This is a genomic window from Pseudomonas sp. ADAK7 (assembly GCF_012935675.1).
GTDB lineage: Bacteria > Pseudomonadota > Gammaproteobacteria > Pseudomonadales > Pseudomonadaceae > Aquipseudomonas.
The window spans coordinates 2,889,858-2,913,564 of sequence record NZ_CP052861.1 but is presented as its reverse complement, the minus strand read 5'-3'; the positions used below and the strand labels follow the sequence as shown (position 1 = coordinate 2,913,564).

Annotated in this window: 23 protein-coding genes; 15 read left to right on the top strand and 8 right to left on the bottom strand. The window is 60.8% G+C overall.

What is annotated here, in order from left to right; translation table 11 throughout:
* Window positions 1-51 precede the first annotated feature (51 nt).
* Window positions 52-2,343 (bottom strand): beta-glucosidase BglX, encoded by a 2,292-nt coding sequence (gene bglX / locus HKK53_RS13585; RefSeq protein ID WP_169371245.1) that lies wholly within the window; start codon window positions 2,341-2,343, stop codon window positions 52-54.
* A 239-nt stretch (window positions 2,344-2,582) separates the two neighbouring features.
* On the opposite strand from bglX, the gene HKK53_RS13580 reads away from it, so the two are divergent.
* The 4 genes from HKK53_RS13580 to HKK53_RS13565 all read left to right on the top strand — a co-directional run bounded on the left by HKK53_RS13580 (window position 2,583) and on the right by HKK53_RS13565 (window position 6,235).
* Complete coding sequence (locus HKK53_RS13580) at window positions 2,583-3,191, top strand: LemA family protein (protein WP_169371244.1); 609 nt, start codon at window positions 2,583-2,585, stop codon at window positions 3,189-3,191.
* A 76-nt stretch (window positions 3,192-3,267) separates the two neighbouring features.
* The gene (locus tag HKK53_RS32810) at window positions 3,268-4,026 is read left to right on the top strand and encodes a TPM domain-containing protein (protein WP_169371243.1); all 759 of its coding nucleotides are present in this window, start codon (window positions 3,268-3,270) and stop codon (window positions 4,024-4,026) included.
* A 43-nt stretch (window positions 4,027-4,069) separates the two neighbouring features.
* On the top strand, window positions 4,070-4,687 hold the full coding sequence (locus tag HKK53_RS13570) for a TPM domain-containing protein (protein WP_169371242.1): 618 nt from the start codon (window positions 4,070-4,072) through the stop codon (window positions 4,685-4,687).
* A 333-nt stretch (window positions 4,688-5,020) separates the two neighbouring features.
* On the top strand, window positions 5,021-6,235 hold the full coding sequence (locus tag HKK53_RS13565) for a class I SAM-dependent methyltransferase (RefSeq protein WP_169371241.1): 1,215 nt from the start codon (window positions 5,021-5,023) through the stop codon (window positions 6,233-6,235).
* Between the two features lie 73 nt (window positions 6,236-6,308).
* Here HKK53_RS13565 and HKK53_RS13560 read toward each other — a convergent pair whose 3' ends face one another.
* The gene (locus HKK53_RS13560; RefSeq protein WP_169371240.1) at window positions 6,309-7,199 is read right to left on the bottom strand and encodes a DMT family transporter; all 891 of its coding nucleotides are present in this window, start codon (window positions 7,197-7,199) and stop codon (window positions 6,309-6,311) included.
* 321 nt (window positions 7,200-7,520) lie between these two features.
* Between HKK53_RS13560 and HKK53_RS13555 the strand changes: the two genes are divergently transcribed.
* The 3 genes from HKK53_RS13555 to HKK53_RS13545 all read left to right on the top strand — a co-directional run bounded on the left by HKK53_RS13555 (window position 7,521) and on the right by HKK53_RS13545 (window position 8,932).
* Entirely contained in the window at window positions 7,521-8,102 is a 582-nt protein-coding gene (locus HKK53_RS13555; protein WP_169371239.1) for a DJ-1/PfpI family protein, read from the top strand.
* Between the two features lie 14 nt (window positions 8,103-8,116).
* Window positions 8,117-8,422, top strand: a complete 306-nt coding sequence (locus HKK53_RS13550) for a ribbon-helix-helix domain-containing protein (RefSeq protein ID WP_169371238.1) — start codon at window positions 8,117-8,119, stop codon at window positions 8,420-8,422.
* A 165-nt stretch (window positions 8,423-8,587) separates the two neighbouring features.
* Window positions 8,588-8,932: a YegP family protein gene (locus HKK53_RS13545; protein ID WP_169371237.1), complete on the top strand. Its 345-nt coding sequence runs from the start codon at window positions 8,588-8,590 to the stop codon at window positions 8,930-8,932.
* Between the two features lie 129 nt (window positions 8,933-9,061).
* Here the strand turns inward: HKK53_RS13545 and HKK53_RS13540 are convergent, their stop codons facing one another.
* Window positions 9,062-9,943: a dihydrodipicolinate synthase family protein gene (locus HKK53_RS13540; protein WP_169371236.1), complete on the bottom strand. Its 882-nt coding sequence runs from the start codon at window positions 9,941-9,943 to the stop codon at window positions 9,062-9,064.
* Between the two features lie 31 nt (window positions 9,944-9,974).
* Entirely contained in the window at window positions 9,975-10,757 is a 783-nt protein-coding gene (locus tag HKK53_RS13535) for an aldolase (protein WP_054615903.1), read from the bottom strand.
* Window positions 10,758-10,916: 159 nt separating this feature from the next.
* Between HKK53_RS13535 and HKK53_RS13530 the strand changes: the two genes are divergently transcribed.
* Window positions 10,917-11,459 carry a helix-turn-helix domain-containing protein gene (locus tag HKK53_RS13530; protein ID WP_169371235.1) on the top strand — a complete coding sequence of 181 codons (543 nt, stop codon included), beginning with the start codon at window positions 10,917-10,919 and terminating at the stop codon, window positions 11,457-11,459.
* A gap of 116 nt (window positions 11,460-11,575) precedes the next feature.
* On the opposite strand, the gene HKK53_RS13525 is transcribed toward HKK53_RS13530, so the two are convergent.
* Window positions 11,576-12,595, bottom strand: coding sequence for a DUF4917 family protein (locus HKK53_RS13525; RefSeq protein ID WP_169371234.1), 1,020 nt, complete (start codon window positions 12,593-12,595; stop codon window positions 11,576-11,578).
* Between the two features lie 159 nt (window positions 12,596-12,754).
* On the opposite strand from HKK53_RS13525, the gene yiaY reads away from it, so the two are divergent.
* On the top strand, window positions 12,755-13,903 hold the full coding sequence (yiaY, locus tag HKK53_RS13520) for an L-threonine dehydrogenase (protein ID WP_169371233.1): 1,149 nt from the start codon (window positions 12,755-12,757) through the stop codon (window positions 13,901-13,903).
* On the opposite strand, the gene HKK53_RS13515 is transcribed toward yiaY, so the two are convergent.
* Both HKK53_RS13515 and HKK53_RS13510 read right to left on the bottom strand, forming a co-directional pair.
* Window positions 13,900-15,066: an MFS transporter gene (locus HKK53_RS13515; RefSeq protein WP_169371232.1), complete on the bottom strand. Its 1,167-nt coding sequence runs from the start codon at window positions 15,064-15,066 to the stop codon at window positions 13,900-13,902. The genes yiaY and HKK53_RS13515 overlap by 4 nt on opposite strands.
* 17 nt (window positions 15,067-15,083) lie before the next feature.
* Window positions 15,084-16,310, bottom strand: a complete 1,227-nt coding sequence (locus HKK53_RS13510) for an aminotransferase class I/II-fold pyridoxal phosphate-dependent enzyme (RefSeq protein ID WP_169371231.1) — start codon at window positions 16,308-16,310, stop codon at window positions 15,084-15,086.
* Window positions 16,311-16,509: 199 nt separating this feature from the next.
* Between HKK53_RS13510 and HKK53_RS13505 the strand changes: the two genes are divergently transcribed.
* The 4 genes from HKK53_RS13505 (at window position 16,510) to HKK53_RS13490 (ending at window position 21,143) form a co-directional block, all read left to right on the top strand.
* The gene (locus tag HKK53_RS13505) at window positions 16,510-17,418 is read left to right on the top strand and encodes a LysR family transcriptional regulator (protein ID WP_169371230.1); all 909 of its coding nucleotides are present in this window, start codon (window positions 16,510-16,512) and stop codon (window positions 17,416-17,418) included.
* Window positions 17,419-17,597: 179 nt separating this feature from the next.
* Window positions 17,598-18,791 carry a CaiB/BaiF CoA transferase family protein gene (locus HKK53_RS13500; protein WP_169371229.1) on the top strand — a complete coding sequence of 398 codons (1,194 nt, stop codon included), beginning with the start codon at window positions 17,598-17,600 and terminating at the stop codon, window positions 18,789-18,791.
* The gene (locus HKK53_RS13495) at window positions 18,788-19,714 is read left to right on the top strand and encodes a hydroxymethylglutaryl-CoA lyase (RefSeq protein ID WP_169371228.1); all 927 of its coding nucleotides are present in this window, start codon (window positions 18,788-18,790) and stop codon (window positions 19,712-19,714) included. The genes HKK53_RS13500 and HKK53_RS13495 overlap by 4 nt, the downstream gene beginning before the upstream one ends.
* Window positions 19,715-19,811: 97 nt before the next feature.
* Complete coding sequence (locus HKK53_RS13490) at window positions 19,812-21,143, top strand: MFS transporter (protein WP_169371227.1); 1,332 nt, start codon at window positions 19,812-19,814, stop codon at window positions 21,141-21,143.
* A gap of 78 nt (window positions 21,144-21,221) precedes the next feature.
* Here the strand turns inward: HKK53_RS13490 and HKK53_RS13485 are convergent, their stop codons facing one another.
* Window positions 21,222-21,710 (bottom strand): DMT family transporter, encoded by a 489-nt coding sequence (locus HKK53_RS13485; RefSeq protein ID WP_169371226.1) that lies wholly within the window; start codon window positions 21,708-21,710, stop codon window positions 21,222-21,224.
* Window positions 21,711-21,788: 78 nt separating this feature from the next.
* Here HKK53_RS13485 and HKK53_RS13480 point away from each other — a divergent pair, with 78 nt between their 5' ends.
* Window positions 21,789-22,706: a LysR family transcriptional regulator gene (locus HKK53_RS13480; RefSeq protein WP_169371225.1), complete on the top strand. Its 918-nt coding sequence runs from the start codon at window positions 21,789-21,791 to the stop codon at window positions 22,704-22,706.
* Between the two features lie 265 nt (window positions 22,707-22,971).
* A complete protein-coding gene (locus HKK53_RS13475; RefSeq protein ID WP_169371224.1) occupies window positions 22,972-23,706 on the top strand; it encodes a hypothetical protein in 735 nt (244 codons plus the stop codon).
* Window position 23,707 lies beyond the last annotated feature (1 nt).

Sequence of the window (23,707 nt, the reverse complement as noted above, 5' to 3'; positions counted from 1 at the left end):
TGGTACGCAGATCGTTCCCACGCAGAGCGTGGGAACGATCAGTCCACGGCGTTACAGCAATTCAAAGCTCTGCTGCGTCACGTCCTGGGAATCCAGGCCGATCTGCACATTGAACTTGCCCGGTTCTGCGCCGTACTTGAGCTGGGCGTTGAAGAACTTCAGGTCGTCTTCGGTAATGGTGAAGTGCACGACTTTCTGTTCGCCGGCCTTGAGCATGACTTTCTGGAAGTTCTTCAGTTCCTTGACCGGGCGGATCATCGAGCCGGTCACGTCCTGGATGTACAACTGCACCACGGTTTCGCCGTCGCGTTTGCCGGTATTTTTCAGCATGACGCTGGCGTCGAGTTTGCCGGTCTTGTTCAGGGTGGTCGACGACAGCGCCATATCGTCCACGCTGAACGTGGTGTAGCTCAAGCCAAACCCGAACGGGAACAGCGGCCCGGTGGTGTCATCGAAATACTGCGAGGTGTAGTTGCCCGGTTTGCCCGGCGTGAACGGCCGGCCAATGCTCAGATGGTTGTAGTAGGTCGGAATCTGACCCACCGAACGCGGGAACGTGATCGGCAGTTTACCCGACGGGTTGTAATCGCCGAACAGCACGTCGGCAATGGCGTTGCCACCTTCGGTGCCGCTGAACCAGGTTTCCAGGATCGCATCAGCCTGGTCTTTCTCTTCGAGAATCGACAACGGACGGCCGTTCATCAACACCAGCACCAGCGGTTTGCCGGTGGCTTTCAAGGCTTTGATCAATTCACGCTGGCTGGCCGGGATGTTCAGGTCGGTGCGGCTCGACGATTCGTGGGACATGCCACGGGATTCGCCGACGGCTGCAACGACCACGTCAGCATCCTTGGCCGCTTTCACCGCTTCGTCGATCAGCACCTGGGCCGAGCGCGGATCATCCACCACTTCCGGCGCATCGAAGTTCAGGAAGTTGAGGTAATCGAGGACTTTCTTGTCGCTGGTGATGTTGGCGCCACGGGCGTAGATCAGCGTCGCCTTGTCGGCCACGGCGGCGTTCATGCCGTCGAACAGCGTCACTGATTGCGCCGGTTTACCCGCCGCGGCCCAGCTGCCCATCATGTCGATTGGCGCTTTGGCCAGCGGACCGACCAGGGCGATTTTCGCGGTTTTCTTCAGCGGCAGGGTGTCGTTCTGGTTTTTCAGCAACACCAGGCTGCGGCGTGCGACGTCGCGGGCTTCCGGACGGTGCATGCGGCTTTCGGCGTAGGTGTCGGCCGGGTCTTCCTCGGCCTTGCCGATGCGCAGGTACGGGTCCTTGAACAGGCCCATGTCGTACTTGGCGGCCAGCACTTCACGCACGGCGTTGTCGATGTCCTTCTGCTCGATTTCGCCGGCCTTCAATAGCCCCGGCAGTTCTTTGCCGTAGAGGGTGTCGTTCATGCTCATGTCGATGCCGGCCTTGATCGCCAGCTTCGCCGCTTCACGACCGTCCGCCGCGACGCCGTGCTTGATCAGCTCGAAAATCGCCCCGTGGTCGCTGACCGCCAGGCCCTTGAAGCCCCACTCCTTGCGCAACAGGTCGTTCATCAGCCAGGTGTTGGCGGTGGCGGGCACGCCGTTGATCGAGTTCAGCGCAACCATCACCCCGCCGGCACCAGCGTCAATCGCGGCGCGGTACGGCGGCAGGTAGTCCTGGTACATCTTGACCGGGCTCATGTCGACGACGTTGTAGTCGCGACCGCCCTCGATCGCGCCGTACAAGGCGAAGTGCTTGACGCTGGCCATGATGCTGTCGGCGGCGTTGGCGCCCTGGCCCTGGAAGGCCTTGACCATCACCCCGGCAATCCGCGACACCAAATACGTGTCTTCACCGAAACCTTCGGAGGTGCGGCCCCAGCGCGGGTCGCGGGAGATATCGACCATCGGTGCGAAGGTGATGTCGAGGCTGTCGGCGGCGGCTTCCTTGGCGGCAACGCGCCCGGAGCGGCCGATGGCGTCCATGTCCCAGCTCGACGCCAGGGCAATGGGGATCGGGAAAATTGTCCGGTGGCCGTGGATCACGTCATAGGCGAAGAACATCGGGATCTTCAACCGGCTGCGCATGGCCGCGTCCTGCATCGGACGGTTTTCCGGACGGGTAATGGAGTTGAACGTGCCACCGATGTTGCCGGCGGCGATTTCCTTGCGGATCAGCTCCCGGGGCATTTCCGGGCCGATGCTGATCAGGCGCAATTGGCCGATTTTTTCATCAAGGGTCATCTGCTTCATCAGATTGCTGATGAAAGCGTCCTTGTTCTCAAGAGGTGCAGGGGTCGTGGCGGCCAATACGTTATGACTGGCCAGGCTGACGAACAGGCCCAGCAAACACAGCTTCTTCATGAATAGTTTTCTCAAAGGCCTAAACGGCAGTGAATACGCGCCGATCAGCCAAAATTTAGGGAGCGACTATTGTTGTTCAGGTAAATGCAGCACACTTCTGAAGCGTTTCTTGTACTGGGGGCATCTTTTAGCCCATTGCCACGCTGCAATCCAGTGGCGGCGGCAGATTATGCCCCAAGAGCCCGGTTCAAAGGTTACGGGCAGTTTTTCAACGGATTGTGCACGGGAGCACCACCTACATGAATGTACGACTCAACTATCGTTCGAGCCTGCACGTTGCAGCGCTGATGCTGTTGACCACGCTGCTCGCCGGCTGCGGCATCAACAACATCCCGACCCTCGACGAACAGGCCAAGGCCGCCTGGGGCCAGGTGCAGAACCAGTATCAGCGCCGTGCCGATCTGATCCCCAACCTGGTGGAAACCGTCAAGGGCTATGCCAAGCACGAAGAAGAAACCCTGACCGCGGTGATCGAAGCCCGGGCCAAGGCGACCTCGATCCAGGTCGATGCCAATACGCTGGACAACCCGGAAAAACTCAAGCAATTCCAGCAGGCCCAGGATCAACTGACCGGCGCCCTGAGTCGTTTGATGGTGGTGTCCGAGCGCTACCCGGACCTTAAGGCCAACCAGAACTTCCTGGCCCTGCAATCGCAACTTGAAGGCACCGAAAACCGCATCGCCGTGGCCCGCCGCGACTTCATCCTCGCGGTGCAGAAATACAACACCGAAATCCGCACCTTCCCGGGTCGCCTGTGGCATAGCGTGATGTACAGCGATTTGCCGATTCGCGAGACGTTCGAAGCGACCAGCCCGGATGCCGATAAAGCGCCGCAAGTGAAATTCTAGGTGAATGACCTGTAGGCGCAGCCTTCGGCAGTTCCTACGGGGAGGTGTTGATGGCGGTACACGGATGAGGTTGCCAATGCGCGTGTTGAAGATGGGCCTGGTGCTGTTGCTCTGGGTGGTTGCAGTCACGGCTCAGGCCGAGTTGAAGTTCCCGCCGCTGACCGGGCGGGTGGTGGACAACGCGCAGATGATCGAGCCGGCGGTGCGCGAGCAGTTGACCCAGCAGCTCCAGGCCCACGAATCGGCCACCGGCGAGCAATTGGTGGTGGTGACGTTGCCGGATTTGCAGGGCACCGACATCGCTGACTTCGGTTATCAACTCGGTCGCGCCTGGGCCATCGGCCAGAAGGACAAGAACAACGGTGCGCTGCTGATCGTTGCCCGCGATGAGCGCAAGCTGCGGATTGAAGTCGGTTATGGCCTGGAAGATCGCCTGACCGATGCCCAGAGTTCGGTGATCATCAATCAGGTGATCACGCCATCCTTCAAGGCCGGCAACTTCAGCAAGGGCATCAGCGATGGCGTCGCGGCAATGTTGGTGGTGTTGGGCGGCAGTCCGCTGGACGAGCCCTCGACGGTGTATGACTCTGGCGGCAACGAAGAGAGCGATTTCATCTCGCGCCACCCTGGCGTGTTCATCTTCCTGGTGATGCTGTTCATCCTGACGATTTTTATCTGCCAGATGCTCGGTATCCTGCCGGCCGGTCGCGGTGGCTCCGGTGGTTCGGGGGGCGGTTTCGGCGGTGGTGGATTTGGCGGCGGCGGTGGAGGCGGCGGGGGCTTCAGCGGCGGCGGGGGCAGTTTCGGGGGCGGAGGTTCGTCGGGCGGCTGGTGATAACGCTACTCATAAAAACAAATGGGAACAGGCACTGAAAACCATGGCATTACTGACAGAACACGAACAACGCAAAGTCGCCGAGGCGATCGCCCGGGTCGAGCGCGAAACTGACGCCGAACTGGTCACCGTGCTCGCGGCCCGCGCCGACGACTACGTGTACATCCCGCTGCTATGGGCCAGTTTGCTGGCGCTGGTGGTGCCGGGGCTGGTGCATTACCTGACCGGCGCGCTGACCATGCACAGCCTGTTGCTGGTGCAATGGGCGAGTTTTATCGTGCTGTGCCTGGTGTTCCGCATTCCGAAAATCACCACCCATTTGATCCCGCGCCGGGTTCGTCACTGGCGCGCCTCGAACCTGGCCCGGCGGCAGTTCCTGGAGCAGAACCTGCACCACACCGTGGGCAGCACCGGGATGTTGATCTTTGTCTGCGAAGCCGAGCGTTACGTGGAAATCCTGGTGGATGAAGGGATTTCCAGGCGCCTGGACAACAAGACCTGGGATGCAATTGTCACGGCGTTTACCCAACAGGTGAAACAGGGCCAGACGTTGCAGGGGTTTGTGACGTGCATCGAGGCCTGCGGTGAGTTGCTCAAGGTGCATGTGCCGGTGACGCAGGTGAGGAATGAATTGCCGAATCGGTTGGTCGTTCTAGGCTAAATCTCAGTAACAACGTCCCGCCTGTAGCAGCTGCCGAGCCTGCGAGGCTGCGTTCGGCTGCGAAGCAGTCGTAAAACCAGACCACGCAGTTTTACTGAAACACCGCGTATTCTGATTTCACGACTGCTTCGCAGCCGAACGCAGCCTCGTACCTCGGCAGCTGCTACACGCGACGCAGCCTCGTACCTCGGCAGCTGCTACACGCGACGCAGCCTCGTACCTCGGCAGCTGCTACAGATCGTGCCGTTCGGTAAATAACAGCGTGTCCCAAACCCACATCCCCCCTAAAATACCCGCCATTCCCGATTTGCACCGCCCGAGGCCGTTTTCCCCATGTCTGCTACCGCCACTCCTGCCAGCCTCGCGCCGGATCACCACGCCCAGTTCATCGACTTGCTGCAAACCAGCCTCGACGCCAATGCCTTTATCAAACTGGTGCTGGCCAAGTACGTCGGCCCCGAGGCGGACTTGCAGCGACTGATCATCAAGCAACTCACGGTCAAGGATCAGTCTTGCCTGTCCTTCGTCTACCGCTACAAGACCCGCGATATCACCAAGAACTTCCCGCTGGCCGAAGGCGTGGCGACTATCGCCGCGCTGCTGCCCGAGGCGTTCAAAAATGCGCATTTGCTGTCCCTGACTGATGAAGCCCAGCTCGAATACAGCAAAAAGGGCAAGCCTTCGCTGTTCAAGAGCAAACCCCAGCAATTGCGTGAAGTGCCGTCCGCCGAGCATAACCGCGAGAAAAATCGCTTCCTCGACCTGAGCCGGCCGTTCCTCGCCGACCTGGGTGTGACCAACAGCAAGCACGAGCTGATCCCGGCGATGTCGCGCAAGTGGAAGCAGATCAACAAGTTCATCGAAGTGTTCAGCCATGCCCTGACCACCTCGCCGCTGGCGCTGGACAAACCGGTGCGCGTGGCGGATTTCGGGTCGGGCAAGGGTTACCTGACGTTCGCGATCCACGACTACCTGCGCAACACCTTGAACGCTGAAGGTGAAGTCACTGGTGTCGAGTTGCGCGAAGAGATGGTCAACCTGTGCAACACCGCGGCGGCGAAGCTGGAACATCCGGGGCTGGTGTTCAAGTGCGGCGACGTACGCAGCGTCGCGCCGAGCGAGCTGGATGTGATGATTGCCCTGCATGCCTGCGACATCGCCACCGACTACGCGATCCACACCGGCATTCGTTCCGGTGCCTCGATCATCATGTGCTCGCCGTGCTGCCACAAACAGATCCGCCTGCAAATCCAGAGCCCGGCGCTGCTCAAGCCGATGCTGCAATACGGTTTGCACCTGGGCCAACAGGCGGAAATGGTCACCGACAGCCTGCGCGCATTGTTCCTTGAGGCCTGCGGCTACGAGACCAAGGTGTTCGAGTTCATCTCACTGGACCACACCAACAAGAACAAGATGATCCTGGCGGTCAAGCGCGCCGAGCCGGTGGACCCGGCGCAGTTGTTGGTGAAGATTCAGGAATTGAAGGATTTCTATCAGATCACTGAGCATTGCCTGGAAACGTTGCTGCGTTCCGACGGCTACCTCTGATTCTGTAGGAGCCAGGCTTGCCGGCGAAGGCGATTTTGAAGGCGCCTTCGCCGGCAAGCCTGGCTCCTACAGGTTATGCGGTGGCAATGCGGGCGGGTTTGACGGCTGTTTTTCGCCCCAACATCACCGTCACAATCACCCCACCCGCAAACAGCCAGGTAATCGGCTCGATGTGTTCGCCAAAGAACAACGCCGAAAACGCAATCGTGAAGAAGATCTGCAATAACTGGATCTGACTGACCCGCGCAATCCCGCCCATCGCCAACCCGGCGTACCAGGCAAAGAACCCGATGAACTGCGAAAACAGCGAGACGTAGCCGAACGCCCACCAGGTCTTGGCCGAGATCTCGCCCTGATGTTGCAGCGCCAGGTACACCACCGGCCCGATCAGCAACGGCGTCGACAGCACCAGCGCCCAGCAGATCACCTGCCAGCCGCCCATTTCCTTGGCCAATCGGCCACCTTCGGCATAGCCCAAACCGCCCACGGCAATCGCCCCGAGCATCAGCAAATCACCGGCCTGAATACTGCCGGCGCCGCTGATCAGCGCATAACCGAGCACCAGCGCGCTGCCCAACGCGGCGCAGGCCCAGAAGGCTTTTGACGGCCGTTCATGGGACAGCCACGCGGCGTACAGCGCCACGCACAGCGGTTGCAGGCCGTTGACCAGCGCACCATGGGACGCCGGCAACGTCTGCATGGCCCAGGCTGACAGCACCGGGAAACCGAGGATCACCCCGGCGATCACCAGGGTCAGGCCCTTGACCTGTTTCCAGGTCGGCCACTTCTCACGTCGCCACAACAACAGCATCGCCGCCGGCACCGCCGCAAACAAGGCGCGGCCCAGACCGTTGAGCAACGGATGGATTTCCTGCACGACGATCCGCGTGAAGGGCAGGGTGAGGCTGAAGATGACGACGCCGAGCAGGCCGAGGGCCATGCCGGTGTTTTCGCGCGAGGACATGATGGGCAACCAGGATTCAGGGTGATTGGACGTGGCTTCATCTAGCCACAAACATTAGGTTTGGCCCTGTTACAGCTAGGCGCAGAGTTATCCGTACAGTTTGCCGCGATCCCTGTGGCGAGGGAGCTTGCTCCCGTTGGGCTGCGCAGCAGTCCTCTTCTTTTTAAGGTCAAGAGAGGGGCCGCTTCGCAGCCCAGCGGGAGCAAGCTCCCTCGCCACAAAAGCTCATTGGCGGTAGTAACCGGCTATTACCTGCCGCCGCCGATAAGGACTACCTTGAATACTCCTGCACGCCCACGTATTCCCAGAGGAGTCCTCCCCATGGCTGCCAAGAAAATCCTGATGCTGGTCGGCGATTACGTCGAAGACTACGAAGTGATGGTGCCGTTCCAGGCGCTGCTGATGGTCGGCCACACCGTGCACGCCGTGTGCCCGGAGAAAACCGCCGGCCAGACCGTGCGCACCGCGATCCATGACTTCGAAGGCGACCAGACCTACAGCGAAAAACCCGGTCACCTGTTTGCCCTGAATTTCGACTTCGCCAAGGTGAAGGCCGGCGATTACGACGCACTGCTGGTGCCCGGCGGTCGTGCGCCGGAGTACCTGCGCCTGAACGAAAAAGTCCTGGAACTGGTGCGGGACTTCGACAAGGCCGGCAAGCCAATCGCCGCCGTGTGCCATGGCGCGCAATTGCTCGCCGCCGCTGGAATTCTCGAAGGTCGCGAATGCAGCGCTTACCCGGCCTGTGCCCCGGAAGTTCGTTTGGCCGGTGGTACGTTCATCGATATCCCGGTGACGGAAGGCCACGTTCAAGGCAATCTGGCCACTGCGCCCGCCTGGCCGGCGCACCCGAACTGGCTCGCCGGTTTCCTCGGTTTGCTGGGCACCAAAATCACGCTGTAACGAGGGACGTTTCCATGTGCGAGCTCTACGTCAAGGCCGATCCGATCCTCTACGAATCGCGCTCCCGCTCGCTGCGCATCTGCGGGGTGGTCACCACCCTGCGTCTGGAGAATCAGTTCTGGGACATCCTCAGCGAAATCGCCGAAGTCGACGGCATGACCACCAACCAGTTGATCGCCAAACTGTATGAAGAGGTGATGGATTATCGCGGGGAGGTGGTGAATTTTGCTTCGTTCCTGCGGGTGAGTTGCATGCGGTATTTGTCGCAGCGTCGGGTGCAGGCGCCGGAGTTGTCGGTGGTTCGCACTGCGGTGAAATAGCTTAAACCGTGTCGGCCCTTTCGCGAGCAAGCCCGCTCCCACCTTGGAATGCATTCCACCTGTGGAAGCGGGCTTGCTCGCGAAGGGGCGGGTACAGGCGACAGACATCACTGGGTGGTCTTTACTCTTTGGCGCGAACCCTCTCAATTGCCAAGGAGAACGAGCATGTCCGGATGGTACGAAGTGAGCAAAACCAGCAACGGGCAGTTTCGGTTTGTGCTGAAAGCAGCCAATGCCGAAACCATTCTGAACAGCGAGCACTACACCACCCGCGCCGCTGCCGATGGCGGCATCGCCTCGGTGCAGAAAAACAGCCCGCTGGATGAGCGCTACGAGAAAAAGACCACCAAGGATGGCCATCCTTACTTCAACCTCAAGGCCGGTAATCACGAGGTCATCGGCAGCAGCGAGGCGTATTCCAACGATGCCGCACGGGAGAAGGGGATTGCCAGTGTGAAGGCCAACGGGCCGACGACGGTAATCAAGGACAAGACGCTGCCGGTGCTCTAAGTTACCGCTGATCGTTCCCACGCTCCTGCGTGGGAATGCCTCCAGGGACGCTCCGCGTTCCAATGGGACGCAGAGCGTCCCCGGCTGCATTCCCACGCAGGAGCGTGGGAACGATCAGTAGGTGCAAGATCAGCGCAAGGCTTTCAACAACCCCTGCAACTGGCTGCAACCCGCCTCGCTCAGTGGAAACACCGGCAACCGTGGATCCCCCACTTCCAGCCCGGTCGCGCGCAACCCGGCCTTGATCGTCGCCGGCAAACCACCCTTGAGAATAAAGTCCAGCAGCGGCAACTGGCGATAAAACAACTCACGCGCCTTGCCCAGGTCATTGGCCAGTACCGCTTCATACAGGTCGAGATTGAGCTGTGGGATCAGGTTCGGCGCCGCCGTGCACCAGCCTTTTGCCCCGGCCGCAAACGCTTCCAGCGCCAACGGGTTGCAGCCGTTATAGAACGGCACCTGACCATCGCCGAGCAATTGCAGTTTGTGCATGCGCTGGATGTCGCCAGTGCTTTCCTTGACCATCGTGACGTTTTCGACGGCGTTGAAAATCCGCAGGATCAGCTCCACCGACATGTCCGTGCCACTGGTGGCCGGGTTGTTGTAGAGCATGATCGGCACGCCGATGCTGTCGCCAATGGCGCGGTAGTGGGCGAGGATTTCCGTTTCGCTGAGTTTCCAGTAGGACGCCGGCAATACCATCACCACATCGGCGCCATGAGCCTCGGCGAAGCGCGCACGGCGCACGGCTTTGGCGGTGGTCAGGTCGGACACGCTGACGATGGTCGGCACCCGTTTCGCCACGTGCTTGATACTGAACTCGCTGACCTGATCCCACTCCGCATCGCTCAGGTAAGCGCCTTCGCCGGTGCTACCCAGCGGCGCGATGGCGTGGACGCCGCTGTCGATCAGGCGGTCGATGGAGCGCCCGAGGGCTTCAAGATCGACGCCATTGGCGCTGAATGGTGTGATGGTGTAGCCGATGATGCCGTGAATGGTTGGGGTCGACATGTTGTCTCTCCTCTTTTGAAAATGAGTGGGTTCAGTTCAGGCAATCGGCGTGTTGGCGCAGGTTCTGCCGAGCGTAGTAGTTGAAGGCGGCGGCGTGGCGTTTCGGCTTGGATATCCAGTCATGGGCTTCGCGGCCCAGCTCCGGCAGGATCGGTTTGATCGTCCCGGCGCTCATGGCCAGCAACTGCAACTTCGCCGCGCGTTCGATCAGTTGCGCAATCACGCAGGCTTCCTCGATGCTGGCGCCGGTGGACAATTGGCCGTGGTGGGAAAGCAGGATCGCGCGTTTATCGCCGAGTGCGCCGGCAATGATTTCGCCTTCTTCATTGCCAACCGGTACACCGGGCCAGGCTTCGAGAAACGCGCAATCTTCGTAGAGCGGGCACAGGTCCATGTGCGAGACCTGCAGCGGCACTTCAAGCATCGACAGCGCAGCGACGTGGGTCGGATGCGTGTGAATGATGCAGTTCACATCCGGCCGGGCGCGGTACACCCAGCTATGGAAACGGTTGGCCGGGTTGGGCATACCGTGGCCTTCGAGCACTTCCAGGTCTTCGTTGACCAGCAGCAGATTGCCGGCGGTGATTTCATCGAAACCCAGGCCCAGTTGCTGGGTGTAATAAGTACCAGGCTGCGGGCCGCGAGCGGTGATTTGCCCGGCCAGGCCGGAGTCGTGACCATTCTCGAACAGGATGCGGCAGGTCAGGGCCAGCTTTTGCCGGTCGGTCCACGTATTATCCGCCAGGGTGTTTTGCATCTGGATCAGCGCTTGCTTGACCAGTTGGTCTTTGGGGAGTGCTAAGGTCTTGGCCATATCGGTGTCCTTTGGGTGGTTCAATGGACGTCGGGTTTGCGGTTTACCCGTTGCTTGCAAGGTCGTGGGTGAGTGCAAATGACACTAAAGAGGCTATATGACACTTTGTGTCATTGGCAAGGGCAAATCGTCGATTCCTTCATGGATTAATCGCTGCACATGTCTATCCGTTTGAAATTACTCAGGAAAAAACTTGGCGTGACTTTGGAGTCCCTGGCCGAAAAGTCCGGCATGACCAAGAGTTATCTGTCGAAAGTCGAGCGCGGGCTGAACACCCCGTCGATTGCCGCTGCCTTGAAACTGGCCAAGGCGTTGAACGTGAAGGTCGAGGAATTGTTCTCCGAAGACAACATCAGCCTCGACAGCTACAGCCTAGTGCGCAGCGACGAACGCCAGTCCCTGGCCGCCAACGACCACAGCCCCGGTTACGCGGTGCTGGCCCATCAGGTCAGTGAACGCAGTCTGTTGCCGTTCATCATCTACCCGCCGAGCGAATTCACCGACAAGACCTTCAAGGAACATTTGGGGGAAGAGTTTCTGTTTGTTCACGAAGGGCAGGTGGAAGTGGACTTCATGAACGAACGGGTGCTGCTCAATCGCGGGGATGCGCTGCACTTCAATGCGCAGAAGCCGCATCGGATCCGGTCAGTGGGGGAGGTTCAGGCGCAATTGCTGGTGGTGGTGCATAGCAGCGAAGAATGACTTGGCTGTTGATCGTTCCCACGCTCTGCGTGGGAATGCAGCCCGGGACGCTCCGCGTCCCATTGGAACGCAGAGCGTCCCTGGAGGCATTCCCACGCAGAGCGTGGGAACGATCCTTAGACTTCAACCGGCACGGTCAACTTCGAACTGCCCAGCGCATGCGTCTTCGAATCAAAAAACCTTAACTCAACCCCCGTCCCCTCAAACCCCTTCGCGTAATGCCGCTTCTGATGCTGGATAAACGCCTTGGTACGCGGATAAATCGACACCGCGACCACCTTCGGTTTCGCCTGGCGCAACGCATGGATGATGTGGCTGTCCTGCTCGCCCAGCGCATGCCCGAAGATGCACAAGCCCTCGCCATGCCCCAATAGCTGGTCATAACAGAACGACAAATAATCCGAACTGCGAATGGTCTTGAGCTTGTCCTGCGCCGGCCCTTCGTTGACGAACAGCGGCACGTCATCCAGGGTCTTGATCGTATTGTTGATCGCAAAGCTGCCGAGCAACGTGCCCTCGGTCGACATCAGTTTGCGCGCGGTGCCGTCCTGGTTGCGCACCAGGTGCAGACCACCGTGCAGGTACAGCAAACGGGTTTTGTCGGTGGCGCTGGCGCTCAAGTCGAAGCTCGGCTCGCTGCCGTGGAACAAATCAGTCACCCCATCAGGTGAGTGCTGGATCGCCCAGTTGCCGAGCAAATCGTAGTTGGTGGTGAACACCGTCCGATAGCGGCCCAGCTCTTGATTGATCGTCGCCAACGTCGAAGGCACTACCAGCCGCCACGGGATGTGCACCGCGTGCACGGTGTTGATCAGCGCTTCCTTGATCGCGTAGTAGCGATTGCGCGGCGCGGCGGAGCTGACGGCCAGGGCTTTGTTGACGCGGCTGGTGATTTTCAGCGCGCTCAGCACTTGCTCGAAACTGCGGGTTTGCAGCGCATCGAACACACTCAGCTCGGACTGGCTCAGGGGCTTTTCTTCGACGGTGCGCGCGTTGTCGAACAGCGAGTCGTAGCCGAAGTCGTCCCATACCGCGCGGCTGGCGCCGTTGCCCAGCAGCAGGCCGCTGAACGAAGCGCTGGTGCGCAAGGCGTTCCAGTCTTCAAGTTGGGCATCGACATCCTGGAAATCGGTCATTGCGTTGGTCGTCTCAAAAAGCGAAGGGGCTGATGGGCGGCGACTTTATCACGACCGGGACTTGAGCCAGATCAACATCCGCCGTGACTGATCGGTCGATCCTGTGCACATCCGCTGAATCGGCGCTGTCGATTCGGCCCCTCGCCAGGAGATTCGCTCATGAGCAGTACGTTTTTCATCCCCGCCGTGAACATCATGGGCAGCGGTTGCCTCGACGAAGCCATGGACGCCATCGGCAAGTACGGTTTTCGCAAAGCGCTGATCGTCACTGACGTCGGGCTGGCCAAGGCCGGCGTGGCGGCGATGATTGCCGAGAAGCTGGCGATGCGGGACATCGATTCGGTGATTTTCGACGGCGCCAAGCCGAACCCGAGTATCGCCAATGTCGAGCGCGGCCTGGGCCTGCTCAAGGAAAGTCGCTGTGATTTCGTGGTGTCCCTGGGCGGCGGTTCGCCCCACGACTGCGCCAAAGGCATCGCCCTGTGCGCGACTAACGGCGGGCAGATCCGCGACTACGAAGGCGTCGATCAATCCGAGAAGCCACAACTGCCGCTGATCGCCATCAACACCACCGCCGGCACCGCCAGTGAAATGACCCGCTTCTGCATCATTACCGATGAATCACGCCACGTGAAAATGGCCATCGTCGATCGCAACGTCACGCCGCTGCTGTCGGTCAACGACCCGGCGCTGATGGTCGCCATGCCCAAGAGCCTGACCGCCGCCACCGGCATGGACGCACTGACCCACGCCATCGAAGCCTATGTCTCCACTGCCGCCAACCCGATCACCGACGCCTGTGCGCTGAAGGCCATCACCCTGATCAGCAACAACCTGCGCCTGGCCGTGCGTGATGGCAGCGACATGGCCGCCCGGGAAAACATGGCGTATGCGCAGTTCCTCGCCGGCATGGCGTTCAACAACGCGTCCCTCGGTTATGTGCACGCGATGGCCCACCAGTTGGGCGGTTTCTACGACTTGCCCCACGGCGTGTGCAACGCGGTGTTGTTGCCCCACGTGCAAAGTTTCAACGCACTGGTGTGCGCCGATCGCCTGACCGACGTGGCCCTCGCCATGGGCGCCGACATTCGCGGCTTCAGCCCGGAAGAGGGCGCGCAAGCCGCCATCGCCGCGATTCGCAGCCTGGCCAAAGACGTGGAGATCCCCGGCGGTCTGCGCGACCTCGGCGCCAAGCTCAACGACATCCCGATCCTCGCCGTCAATGCGTTGAAAGATGCCTGTGGCTTGACCAACCCGCGCGCGGCGGATCAGCGGCAGATCGAGGAGATTTTCCGCAGCGCGTTCTAAGCCGTCTTGCGGCCCGGCGCGAACCTCACGCAGAGCATCGCGCTAAGGGCCAGCAACACGCACAACAAGGACAACGGCCAGGCCTGCTGACTGGCGATCAGGCTGGCAATGCCGCCAATCACGGCGGCCATCATCTGGTGAATAAAACCGCTCAACGCCATCGCATAAGCACCGCTGACCGGCGAACCCTCATTGGCCAGCGACAGGCTGATCGGATAATTCAACGACTGGCCGAATACCGCAAAGCAGTAGGGCAGCCAGAACAGCAACGCCACCGAAGTCCCCGCCACACTCCCCAGCAACATCACCCCACTGCCGGCCAGCACCAGGCCGACACCCAGCGTCATCAGCCAATGCTGGCCGGTGCGCAGCACAAAGCGATTGACCCCCAGCGCCCCAAGAAAATACGCCGCACTGATCGGCCATCCCAACAGCCCATATTCCACGGCCGACCAGTTGAACGGTCCCTGCAGAATCAAGGGCGCCGCCGTATTGAACGCGATGATCACCCCGTAACCCAGACCTCCTGCGAGGGCCGGCAGCAGAAACGCTCGATGACGCAGGATGCGCCAGTAGCTTGGCCAACTGGAGGACGGGCGGAGTTCGTCAGTCAGTACCGGGAACGCGACCCGCGCCACGATCACGGCCATCAGCAGACTTACACCACCCAGCAGGTAAAAGATCGCCGGCCAGCCCAGCGCCACCTGAATGATCGACCCCAGGTATTGGCCGATGCCCAACGCCACTACAAAGGAAATCGAAATCCACGACAGCGCCTTGGCCAGCAGGTCACCGCGAAAGCTGTCGCGGATCAGCACCCGCGCCATCACCGAAATCCCGCTGGCACCAATGCCCTGGAGCAAGCGGAAGAACAGAAACGATTCCAGCGTCTGGCCCAGGGGCAGGGCGAGATTGCCCAACCCATAGATGCCAAGCGCCGCGAGCAACACCGGTTTACGTCCGATGCGCTGGCCCAGGCTGCCCCAGAACAGCATCGGCAGCGCCATGCCAATCAGGTACACCGCCAACCCCCACGACACCTGCGACGCATCGGCCGAGAGATACCGGGCAATCTCCGGCAATGCCGGCAGGTAAATGCTCATGCCCAATTGCGCGAGGAAAACCGTGCTGCAGGTGACGAGGAGGGTGGTGCTGTTCTTCATGGAGTCTTCCCTGGGTTTTAACTGCCGACATCCCGGCCGTGAGTACGCAACAGTTCGCTGATGAGTTCACAAAAGTGGCGGATCAACCCGGGCTCCATGTCGGCCCGCAAGGTAATCCGGATGGCCGCCTGACCTTGCGCGACCACCGGAAAAAACACCGCCGAGGTGAAGAAACCGAGGTTGGCCAACTCCGTCGCCAAGCTGTTGGCCAGCGCCGCTTCGCCGCAACGGATCAGGCGAATCGCCATGTTACTGCCGTGTTGTTCGGTGCTGATCAAGCTGTCAAAGAGCTGGATATTAACCTGAAGTTTTTCCTGCAATGCGGCGAATTCCGCGGTGCGGTGCAGCTTGATCGAGGCACGGCCTGCACCGATGGCCGCACTGTTCAGGCTTTGCGACCAGTTGCTCGGCCCGCCGTAACGCTGGACAAGCTTCTGCTGCCGTTCACTGCCGAGCATCACCAGGCCACCGCTGGCGCCAAACGATTTGGCCAGGGAGGCGACGATCAGGCAGTCATCTTCCAGGGCCTGCAATCTGGGGCGTACCAGGCCGGCGCCGCCTGTGCCGACGGCGGAGAGGGCATGGGAATCGTCCAGGTACAGAAACAGCCCATAGCGCTCTTTCAGGTACAACAGACTCGCCATGTCCGCGACCCCGCCCATGCTGTAGGCGCCGTCGGCGATATACGCGACCGTGCCGTTCTGCTGACACTGCTGTTCGAGGAAATCCATGTCGTTATGCGGACAGGTCACCACTTTGGTTTCGTCCGCGCACGCGGCTTTGAGGTGGTTCATCGAGTAATGCGCCAAGCGGTCGAACACCATCACCGGCGGGCGGTTTTCGGTGAACACGCCGCTGGCCAGTAACGGCAGGATCCCGGCACTCGCCGCGCTGCACGACAAGGTGCTGAGGCATCGGGCGCCGAACAAGTCGGACAATTCGCTTTCGTACTGCTCCAGGATCGCCAGTTTGCAGCGGTTTTTCGAATTGGCGACGCGCAGGGTGCCGGTTTCCCACAAGGTGCTCATGGCGCCTTTGAGCAGGTCGGGGTGGTGATCCAGGCCCAGGTAAGAGGTGGTGCAGAAGTGATGAAAGGCCCGTCCGTATTGATCGACCATGCGGTTGGCGCTGCGGATATCGACGTTGAGCCCCGCGACTTTCCCGGCTTCGGCGGTTTCCCAGTCGTGATCGGCCAGGGCGATCAGTTTTCGATAGTTGGTGAAGGTGTTTGCGGTCTGGTCCATACAGGTGTGTCTCTCCTTGAGTGGGTGTCGCTGTCCTTGTGTATCGAGATTTTACGGAGTGTGGCGCAGGCGTTGAATCGGCCGATTCCTGCATGTTTGAGTGTTACAAGAGATTTATGTGTAGGACGGTGTCTTGTGATGCTGTGGGCCAAAACCGGGCTATCCTGCCGACTCAGCCGAACTTGCCATCGAGCCCACCATGCTGCAAAAAAGCCTGATCCGCCGCCTCGACTTGATCACCCTCCAGCTGTTCGTCGCTGTCCACGAAGAGGGCACGCTGACCCGTGCTGCCACGCGAGAAGCGATCGCGGTGTCGGCGGCCAGCAAGCGCTTGATGGAGCTGGAGGAAGCGTTCGGGATTAGTCTGTTTGTGCGCCAGGCCAAGGGCATGACCCTGACGCCGGCCGGGGAAACCCTGTTGCACCATGCCCGGCAGATGCTGTTCAACGTCGAGAAAATGGGGCTGGAACTGGGGGAGCACAGCCATGGGATTCGCGGCTACGTGCGGATGCTGGCCAATCTGTCGGCGATCATTCAGTTCCTGCCCGAAGACCTGCGCGACTTTTCCGAGCGTCATCCCCAGGTCAAGACTGACCTCGAAGAACGGCCCAGCAGTGGGGTGATTCAAGGCGTGCTGGATGGCGTGGCGGACCTTGGAATCTGTTCCAGCGACAGCGACGTCAAAGGCCTGCACAGCGTGCTCTATCGCCAGGACAAACTGGTGGTGTTGATGCCGCCGGATCATCCCTTGGCCAGCCGCGAAACCCTGGCGTTCGCCGATACCCTGGGCAGCGATTACGTCGGCCTGCATGCCGCCAGTTCGATCAACATGCGCACCCACGCCGCCGCGCGCAAGGCCGGCAAAGTGTTGCGGCTGCGGATTCATGTGCCGGGGTTCGATGCGATGTGCCGGATGGTCCAGGCCAACATGGGCATCGGCATCCTGCCGCAAAAAGCCTATGAACTGTTTGGCCGGGCGCTGGGGTTGCATGCGGTGCCGTTGACCGATGACTGGTCGGATCGGGCGCTGATTCTGGTGGTGCGCGATGAAGCGGGGTTGTCGCCGGTGAGCCGGATGTTGTTTGAGCAGTTGCGCGGGCATGCCTGATAGATCTTTGTTGGATGGGCCGGCCTCTTCGCGGGCAAGCCTCGCTCCTACAAGGACAGCGACAATCTCCCTGACCGTTCGCGTTTCACGAACGCCCGTTGCCAACTGAAGGTTGGATTCCTGTCCCCTCGGTCCTCTAGCCTTGGCTCATATTCCAAGAACAACAGAGGTACCCCGCGATGACTGCCCCCCTGAGTGCAATCAAGGTAATCGAGATCGGCACGCTGATCGCCGCGCCGTTTGCCGCGCGCATGCTCGCCGAGTTCGGCGCCGAGGTGATCAAGATCGAAGCCATGGGCCAGGGCGATCCCCTGCGCAAATGGCGAAAACTGCACGAGGGCACCTCGCTGTGGTGGTACCTGCAATCGCGCAACAAGAAGTCCCTGGCGCTCAATCTCAAATCCCCTGAAGGCATTGAACTGGTCAAGCAACTGGCGACCAGCGCCGACGTGCTGATCGAAAACCTGCGCCCCGGTGCCCTGGAAAAACTCGGCCTGGGCTGGGACGTGCTGCACGCCCTCAACCCGAACCTGACCCTGGTGCGCATCTCCGGTTATGGCCAGACCGGCCCGTACCGTGACCGTCCGGGTTTCGGCGCCATCGGCGAGGCCATGGGCGGGATTCGCTACACCACCGGCACCCCCGGTTCACCACCGGCACGGGTCGGGGTCAGCCTCGGCGATTCCCTGGCGTCGTTGCACGCGGTGATCGGCGCGCTGATGTCGTTGCTGCGGGTCAAGACCGGGCAGGGCGGCGGGCAAGTGGTCGATGTATCCCTGGCCGAAAGCGTGTTCAACGTGATGGAAAGCCTGGTGCCGGAATACGACATGCAGGGCCATATCCGCGAACGCAGCGGCGGCGCTCTACCGGGCATTGCACCGTCCAACACCTACCTGACCGCCGATGGCGCTTATGTCGTGATCGCCGGCAACAGCGACCCGATCTACAAGCGCTTGATGAGCGTGATTGGTCGCAGTGATCTCGCCGAGGCACCGGAATTCGCTCACAACGACGGTCGCGCCTTGAAAAGCAATGTGCTCGACGCCGCGATTACTCACTGGACCAGCAGCCTGCCCATCGATGACGTGCTGGCCGCACTGGAAGCCGCCGAAGTCCCGGCCGGGCGCATCTATTCGGTGGCCGACATCGTCGCCGATCCGCACTATCAGGCGCGGGACATGCTGCTCAACGCCGAACTGCCCGGCGGCGCCACGGTGAAGATGCCGGGCATCGTGCCGAAACTCTCCGAAACCCCCGGTGGCGTGAACTGGTCCGGGCCGCAACTGGGCCAGCACACCGACGGCATTCTTGCCGGGCTGGGCCTGACCGGTTCCGACATTGAACGGCTGAAAGCCGAAGGGGTGGTGCAATGATCACTGACTTTTCCCAGACGCTGATCGTGCAGGAAGTCTCGCCTCGGGACGGTTTGCAGATCGAGCCGACCTGGGTCGAAACCGTCGACAAGATTGCGCTGATCGATCAGCTTTCGATGGCCGGATTCAGCCGCATCGAGGCCGGCTCGTTTGTCTCGCCGAAAGCCATTCCAGCGTTGCGCGACGGTGAGTTGGTGTTCAAGGGCATCACCCGGCAGCCTTATGTGATTTACGTCGCGTTGATCCCTAACCTCAAAGGCGCGCAACGTGCATTGGCGACGAGGGCTGATGAGCTGAACCTGGTGATGTCCGCCAGCCAGACCCACAACCTGGCGAACATGCGCATGCGGTGTGAAGACTCATTGGCCGCATTCGGCGAGATCGTGCACTACGTCGGCGGCACCCAGGTGCGGCTCAACGGCAGCATCGCCACCACGTTTGGCTGCCCGTTCGAAGGCAAGATCGATGAGGACCGGGTGCTGCAAATCGTCGAGGCCTATCAGGAACTCGGCATTCAGGGCATCACCCTGGCCGACACCACCGGCATGGCCAATCCACGACAGGTGGATCGACTGGTTCGCCGGGTGTTGCAGCGAGTTTCGCCCGCGGACCTGACCCTGCATTTCCACAACACCCGTGGCCTCGGTTTGTGCAACGTGCTGGCCGCCTACGAGGCCGGTGCCCGACGCTTCGACGCCGCACTCGGCGGGCTCGGTGGTTGCCCGTTTGCCCCGGGCGCCTCGGGCAATATCTGCACCGAAGACCTGGTCAATCTGTGCGATGAAATCGGCATCCACACCGGCATCGATCTGCCGCTGCTGCTGAAACTGTCCCGAAGCTTGCCGGCACTGCTGGGCCACGAAGTGCCCGGCCAACTGGCCAAGGCCGGACGCAATTGCGATCTGCACCCGAGCCCGTCCTGACACACCCCGCTCCCACAGTAAAAAAAGCATTTCAAGCACCTCACCCAGACAACAAAAACAATCGGACACCCACGGGCAGTCCGCCTGGAGAAACCCCATGAGCCTCAACGTACTGGAGGCGGGCGCGAGCCCGTCCGTTAGCCACGATGTCGAAAAAGCCCTGGTCAGCAAGGTCGCCTGGCGTCTGATGCCGCTGATCATGGTTTGCTACCTGTTCGCGTTTTTCGACCGCATCAACATCAGCTTCGCCAAGTTCCAGCTGCAGACCGACCTGAGCCTGAGCGACACCGCCTATGGCCTCGGTGCCGGGTTGTTCGTGGTCGGTTACGTGCTGTTCGAAGTGCCGAGCAACATGATGCTGTACAAGGTCGGCGCACGGCGCTGGATCGCCCGGATCATGATGTCCTGGGGCGTCGCCACCGCCGCCATGGTCTTCGTCAACAGCGAATGGCAGTTCTACGCATTGCGCTTTGTCATCGGCGCGATGGAGGCCGGTTTCGCCCCGGGCGTCCTGTATTACCTGACGCTGTGGTTCCCGCAGCACTATCGCGGGCGCATCACTTCGATGCTGTTTCTGTCGTCGGCGTTTGCCGGTCTGGTTGGCGCACCGTTCTCCGGTCTGGTGCTGCAACACCTCGACGGCGTGATGGACATGCGCGGCTGGCACTGGCTGTTCCTGCTCGGCGGCGTGCCCTGCATCGTTCTCGGCTTTCTGGTGCTGAAGTTGCTCAAGGACCGCATCGAAGACGCCCATTGGCTGACCGCTTCGGAGAAGACGTTGTTGGCCAGTCGCATCGCTCATCACGAACCGCACAAGGGTGGCGGCTCGCTGCTCGCGGCGTTGAAGATTCCGGGGTTTCTGACCTTGGGCCTGATCTACTTCCTGATCCAGGTCGCGTCCTACGGCTTGAATTTCTGGGCGCCGCAATTGATCCGCAGCGCGGGGACTGAAAGCCCGGTGATGATCGGCCTGCTAACCGCCATTCCCTACATCTGCGGAGCGATCAGCATGGTGGTGATCGGGCGCTTGTCTGACTCCACCGGTGAACGCCGCAAGTTTGTCGCCGGCCTGGTGACGCTGGGCGCGGTCGGGTTCTTCTGCGCCGGGATCTTCGCCAACCACACGACCTTCCTGATCGTCGCGCTGGGCTTGCTCGGTGCCGGGATCATCGCCTGCATCCCGAGCTTCTGGACCCTGCCACCGAAACTGCTGGCCGGTGCTGGCGCTGGTGCAGCGGGCGGGATTGCCGTGATCAACACCCTCGGCCAGTTTGGCGGCATCGTCAGCCCGGTGATGGTGGGGCGAATCAAGGACCTGACCGGCAGCACCACCCCGGCGCTGTACGTCATCGGTGTCGCGGCGTTGATCGCTGCAGCGCTGCTGATGTGGGGCCTGCCGCAGAAACTGCGCACCCTCGACAAGTTTTAAAAGAACGCAGGCTGCCCCAACGCCGACAGGGACCACGCATCCCCGTAGGCGCTGGCGCAGCCTGCGATCTTTTGATTTTCAAGAAGTCGCAATCAACGCTTTACCCGATGCACCACTGAACTGAATCAACACCACCCCCGCCACCAACAACACCGCGCCAAACACCCGGGGCAAGGTCAACTGCCGCTCCACCAGTCCGAACAACCCGAAATGGTCGAGCACCATCGAGGCAATCACTTGCCCGGTCAGCGCCAGCACCACAAATCCCGACGCACCGAGTTTCGGCAGCAACATCACCGCCAGCGCCACAAAGCACACGCCGAACACGCCACCGGCCCACATCCACAACGGCGCTTTGCTGATAAACGCCAAAGACGGCAGCGGCAAACGCAGGGCGAGGATGATCGGCAGCAGCACCAGCAAACTCACCAGCAACGAGGCCAGCGTCGCCCATAACGGATGCCCGAGGCCCCGACTCAGGTTGGCATTGATCGCACTCTGAAACGGCACCACCGCCCCGGCAATCACTGCCAGCAGCAACAGACCGGCCCACTGCAACGTACTCATGTTCATGACTCCAACAGGTTTTGCTGGACTCTAGGGTATTCGCCGCGCAAATTTAAATTCCAATTCGCTATGCAGAACATGCAGCAGATGAATGATCTACGACGCATCGACCTCAACCTGCTGGTGATCCTCGACGCCTTGCTCAGCGAGCAACACGTGACCCGTGCCGCCGAGCGTCTGCACTTGAGTCAACCGGCGGTCAGCCATGCGTTGGGACGCTTGCGCGATCTGCTCGGCGACCCGTTATTGGTGCGCGCCGGCGCCACGCTCGTGCCGACGCCAAGAGCGCTGGAGTTGATCGCACCGTTGGCCGAAGCCCTGGCCCAGGTGCAATCGCTGCTGGCACCCAACACCTTCGACCCGGCCACCGCCAAACGCACCTTTCGCCTGGCGATGTCCGACTACGGCGCAGCCATCGTCCTGCCGGGGCTGATCCGCACCTTGCGCCGGGAAGCGCCGGGCATCGACCTGCAAATCAGCCACGCCAGCCGCGAAGGCATGCTCGATGGCGTGCTCAACGGCGATATCGACGTCGCGGCGGGGGTGTTTCCAGAATTACCCAATGAACTGCGCAGCACGCCATTGTTCGAGGAGCACTACGCCTGCCTGGTCGACCGCCACAGCCTGCCCGCCGACGGCACGCTCGATCTACCGACCTACCTGGCCCGTCCCCACGTCCTGCTGGAAATGCGCGGCAGCGGCACCCCGGAAATCGAGCGGGCACTGACGGCCCTGCGCGAACGCCGTCGCGTGGCGATCAGCCTGCCGCACTGGAGCGTTGCGCCGGAGTTCATCAGCGGCACGGATTTGATCCTGACCGTGGCCTCGCGTGGGTTGCGCGATGTTGATGAGCAATCGCTGATTGTTGTCCCGCCACCGTTTCATATTCCTTCGTTTACCTTTGTGCTGGTCTGGCATAAACGGCGCGGCGGGGATCAAGCGTTGAATTGGTTGAATGGGCGGATTGAGCAGGGGATAAAGCCAGTCATTAATTAACTTCCGGCAAACCCGCGCCTTGTAGCAGCTGGCGAAGCCTGCGTTCGGCTGCGCAGCAGTCGTGAAACCTGAGCACGCGGTCTACCTGCATCACCGCGTTGGCTGATTTCACGACTGCTGCGCAGCCGAACGCAGGCTTCGCCAGCTGCTACAGGTTGTGTTATGGCTTAATTGATGGGCGGCAACAATTTGTTGAGCGGACGCCGCGCACCGAGGATAGTGCGCGGCAGAATTTGACTGGTTTGAATCACACAAGGAACAGGGAATGACATTGAAGTCTGGCTGGATGGGGTTTACCGCGCTGTGCGGTTTGGTGATGACGTCGCAGGCGTTTGCCGCGTGTGAGAAGCCGCCGTTTTATGGCGATTTCGGCTATTCGGTCTGCAAAGACTGGCCGGCTTATCCGGGGTTGGCGATTACGGCGATTTCGCAGTTCGAGTCGGGTTTTTCGGCAAGCGGTTCCGGGCCTGAGGGCAAATACGATCTCGATCTGGCCGTTGTCTCTGCGGGTGATTCGAAGCCGTTGGCGACGTATCACAAGTCATCGGCTTTTGAGTCGGATGCCATTGCCTTCGAAGACCTGCAACTCGATACGGCGCGTTACAAGCTCACACCCGACCTGCGAGCGTTCGGCGTGCGCGCCACGTTCAAGGGCTCGTCACGCGTCAATCCAATGGATGAAACATTGCTCTCGCTCTACGTCAAAGAGGACAACACGCTGCGTCCGGTCATGGATCGACTCATCACCTATCAGTACGGCGGTGAATGGGATGGCAATTGTGCCGGCGAGCGTTATGAAATCACCCGAACCCTGGAAATCGGCAAGACCAGTTCCCACGGCTACGCGGACCTGATCGTCAAAACAGTGTCCATGAGCACGGTTGGCAAGGGTGAAGGAGAGGCGTGTGAATCCAACTCCGTGACCGCCAAGCCGGTGCAGACGACGCTTCGGTACGACGGTAAAAACTATGTTTTGCCAGGCGATTTCAAGGGCGTTTAAA

What these genes read in the sequence shown, in the direction of transcription:
- HKK53_RS13480 (WP_169371225.1), top strand. Translation starts at nt 21,789, where the DNA reads ATGCAGCAGATGAATGATCTACGACGCATCGACCTCAACCTGCTGGTG.
- HKK53_RS13505 (WP_169371230.1), top strand. Translation starts at nt 16,510, where the DNA reads ATGCTGCAAAAAAGCCTGATCCGCCGCCTCGACTTGATCACCCTCCAG.
- HKK53_RS13580 (WP_169371244.1), top strand. Translation starts at nt 2,583, where the DNA reads ATGAATGTACGACTCAACTATCGTTCGAGCCTGCACGTTGCAGCGCTG.
- HKK53_RS13495 (WP_169371228.1), top strand. Translation starts at nt 18,788, where the DNA reads ATGATCACTGACTTTTCCCAGACGCTGATCGTGCAGGAAGTCTCGCCT.
- HKK53_RS13525 (WP_169371234.1), bottom strand. Translation starts at nt 12,595, where the DNA reads ATGACCGATTTCCAGGATGTCGATGCCCAACTTGAAGACTGGAACGCC.
- HKK53_RS13555 (WP_169371239.1), top strand. Translation starts at nt 7,521, where the DNA reads ATGGCTGCCAAGAAAATCCTGATGCTGGTCGGCGATTACGTCGAAGAC.
- HKK53_RS13485 (WP_169371226.1), bottom strand. Translation starts at nt 21,710, where the DNA reads ATGAGTACGTTGCAGTGGGCCGGTCTGTTGCTGCTGGCAGTGATTGCC.
- HKK53_RS32810 (WP_169371243.1), top strand. Translation starts at nt 3,268, where the DNA reads ATGCGCGTGTTGAAGATGGGCCTGGTGCTGTTGCTCTGGGTGGTTGCA.
- HKK53_RS13540 (WP_169371236.1), bottom strand. Translation starts at nt 9,943, where the DNA reads ATGTCGACCCCAACCATTCACGGCATCATCGGCTACACCATCACACCA.
- bglX (WP_169371245.1), bottom strand. Translation starts at nt 2,343, where the DNA reads ATGAAGAAGCTGTGTTTGCTGGGCCTGTTCGTCAGCCTGGCCAGTCAT.
- HKK53_RS13550 (WP_169371238.1), top strand. Translation starts at nt 8,117, where the DNA reads ATGTGCGAGCTCTACGTCAAGGCCGATCCGATCCTCTACGAATCGCGC.
- HKK53_RS13545 (WP_169371237.1), top strand. Translation starts at nt 8,588, where the DNA reads ATGTCCGGATGGTACGAAGTGAGCAAAACCAGCAACGGGCAGTTTCGG.
- HKK53_RS13565 (WP_169371241.1), top strand. Translation starts at nt 5,021, where the DNA reads ATGTCTGCTACCGCCACTCCTGCCAGCCTCGCGCCGGATCACCACGCC.
- HKK53_RS13515 (WP_169371232.1), bottom strand. Translation starts at nt 15,066, where the DNA reads ATGAAGAACAGCACCACCCTCCTCGTCACCTGCAGCACGGTTTTCCTC.
- HKK53_RS13475 (WP_169371224.1), top strand. Translation starts at nt 22,972, where the DNA reads ATGACATTGAAGTCTGGCTGGATGGGGTTTACCGCGCTGTGCGGTTTG.
- HKK53_RS13490 (WP_169371227.1), top strand. Translation starts at nt 19,812, where the DNA reads ATGAGCCTCAACGTACTGGAGGCGGGCGCGAGCCCGTCCGTTAGCCAC.
- HKK53_RS13530 (WP_169371235.1), top strand. Translation starts at nt 10,917, where the DNA reads ATGTCTATCCGTTTGAAATTACTCAGGAAAAAACTTGGCGTGACTTTG.
- yiaY (WP_169371233.1), top strand. Translation starts at nt 12,755, where the DNA reads ATGAGCAGTACGTTTTTCATCCCCGCCGTGAACATCATGGGCAGCGGT.
- HKK53_RS13510 (WP_169371231.1), bottom strand. Translation starts at nt 16,310, where the DNA reads ATGGACCAGACCGCAAACACCTTCACCAACTATCGAAAACTGATCGCC.
- HKK53_RS13500 (WP_169371229.1), top strand. Translation starts at nt 17,598, where the DNA reads ATGACTGCCCCCCTGAGTGCAATCAAGGTAATCGAGATCGGCACGCTG.
- HKK53_RS13560 (WP_169371240.1), bottom strand. Translation starts at nt 7,199, where the DNA reads ATGTCCTCGCGCGAAAACACCGGCATGGCCCTCGGCCTGCTCGGCGTC.
- HKK53_RS13570 (WP_169371242.1), top strand. Translation starts at nt 4,070, where the DNA reads ATGGCATTACTGACAGAACACGAACAACGCAAAGTCGCCGAGGCGATC.
- HKK53_RS13535 (WP_054615903.1), bottom strand. Translation starts at nt 10,757, where the DNA reads ATGGCCAAGACCTTAGCACTCCCCAAAGACCAACTGGTCAAGCAAGCG.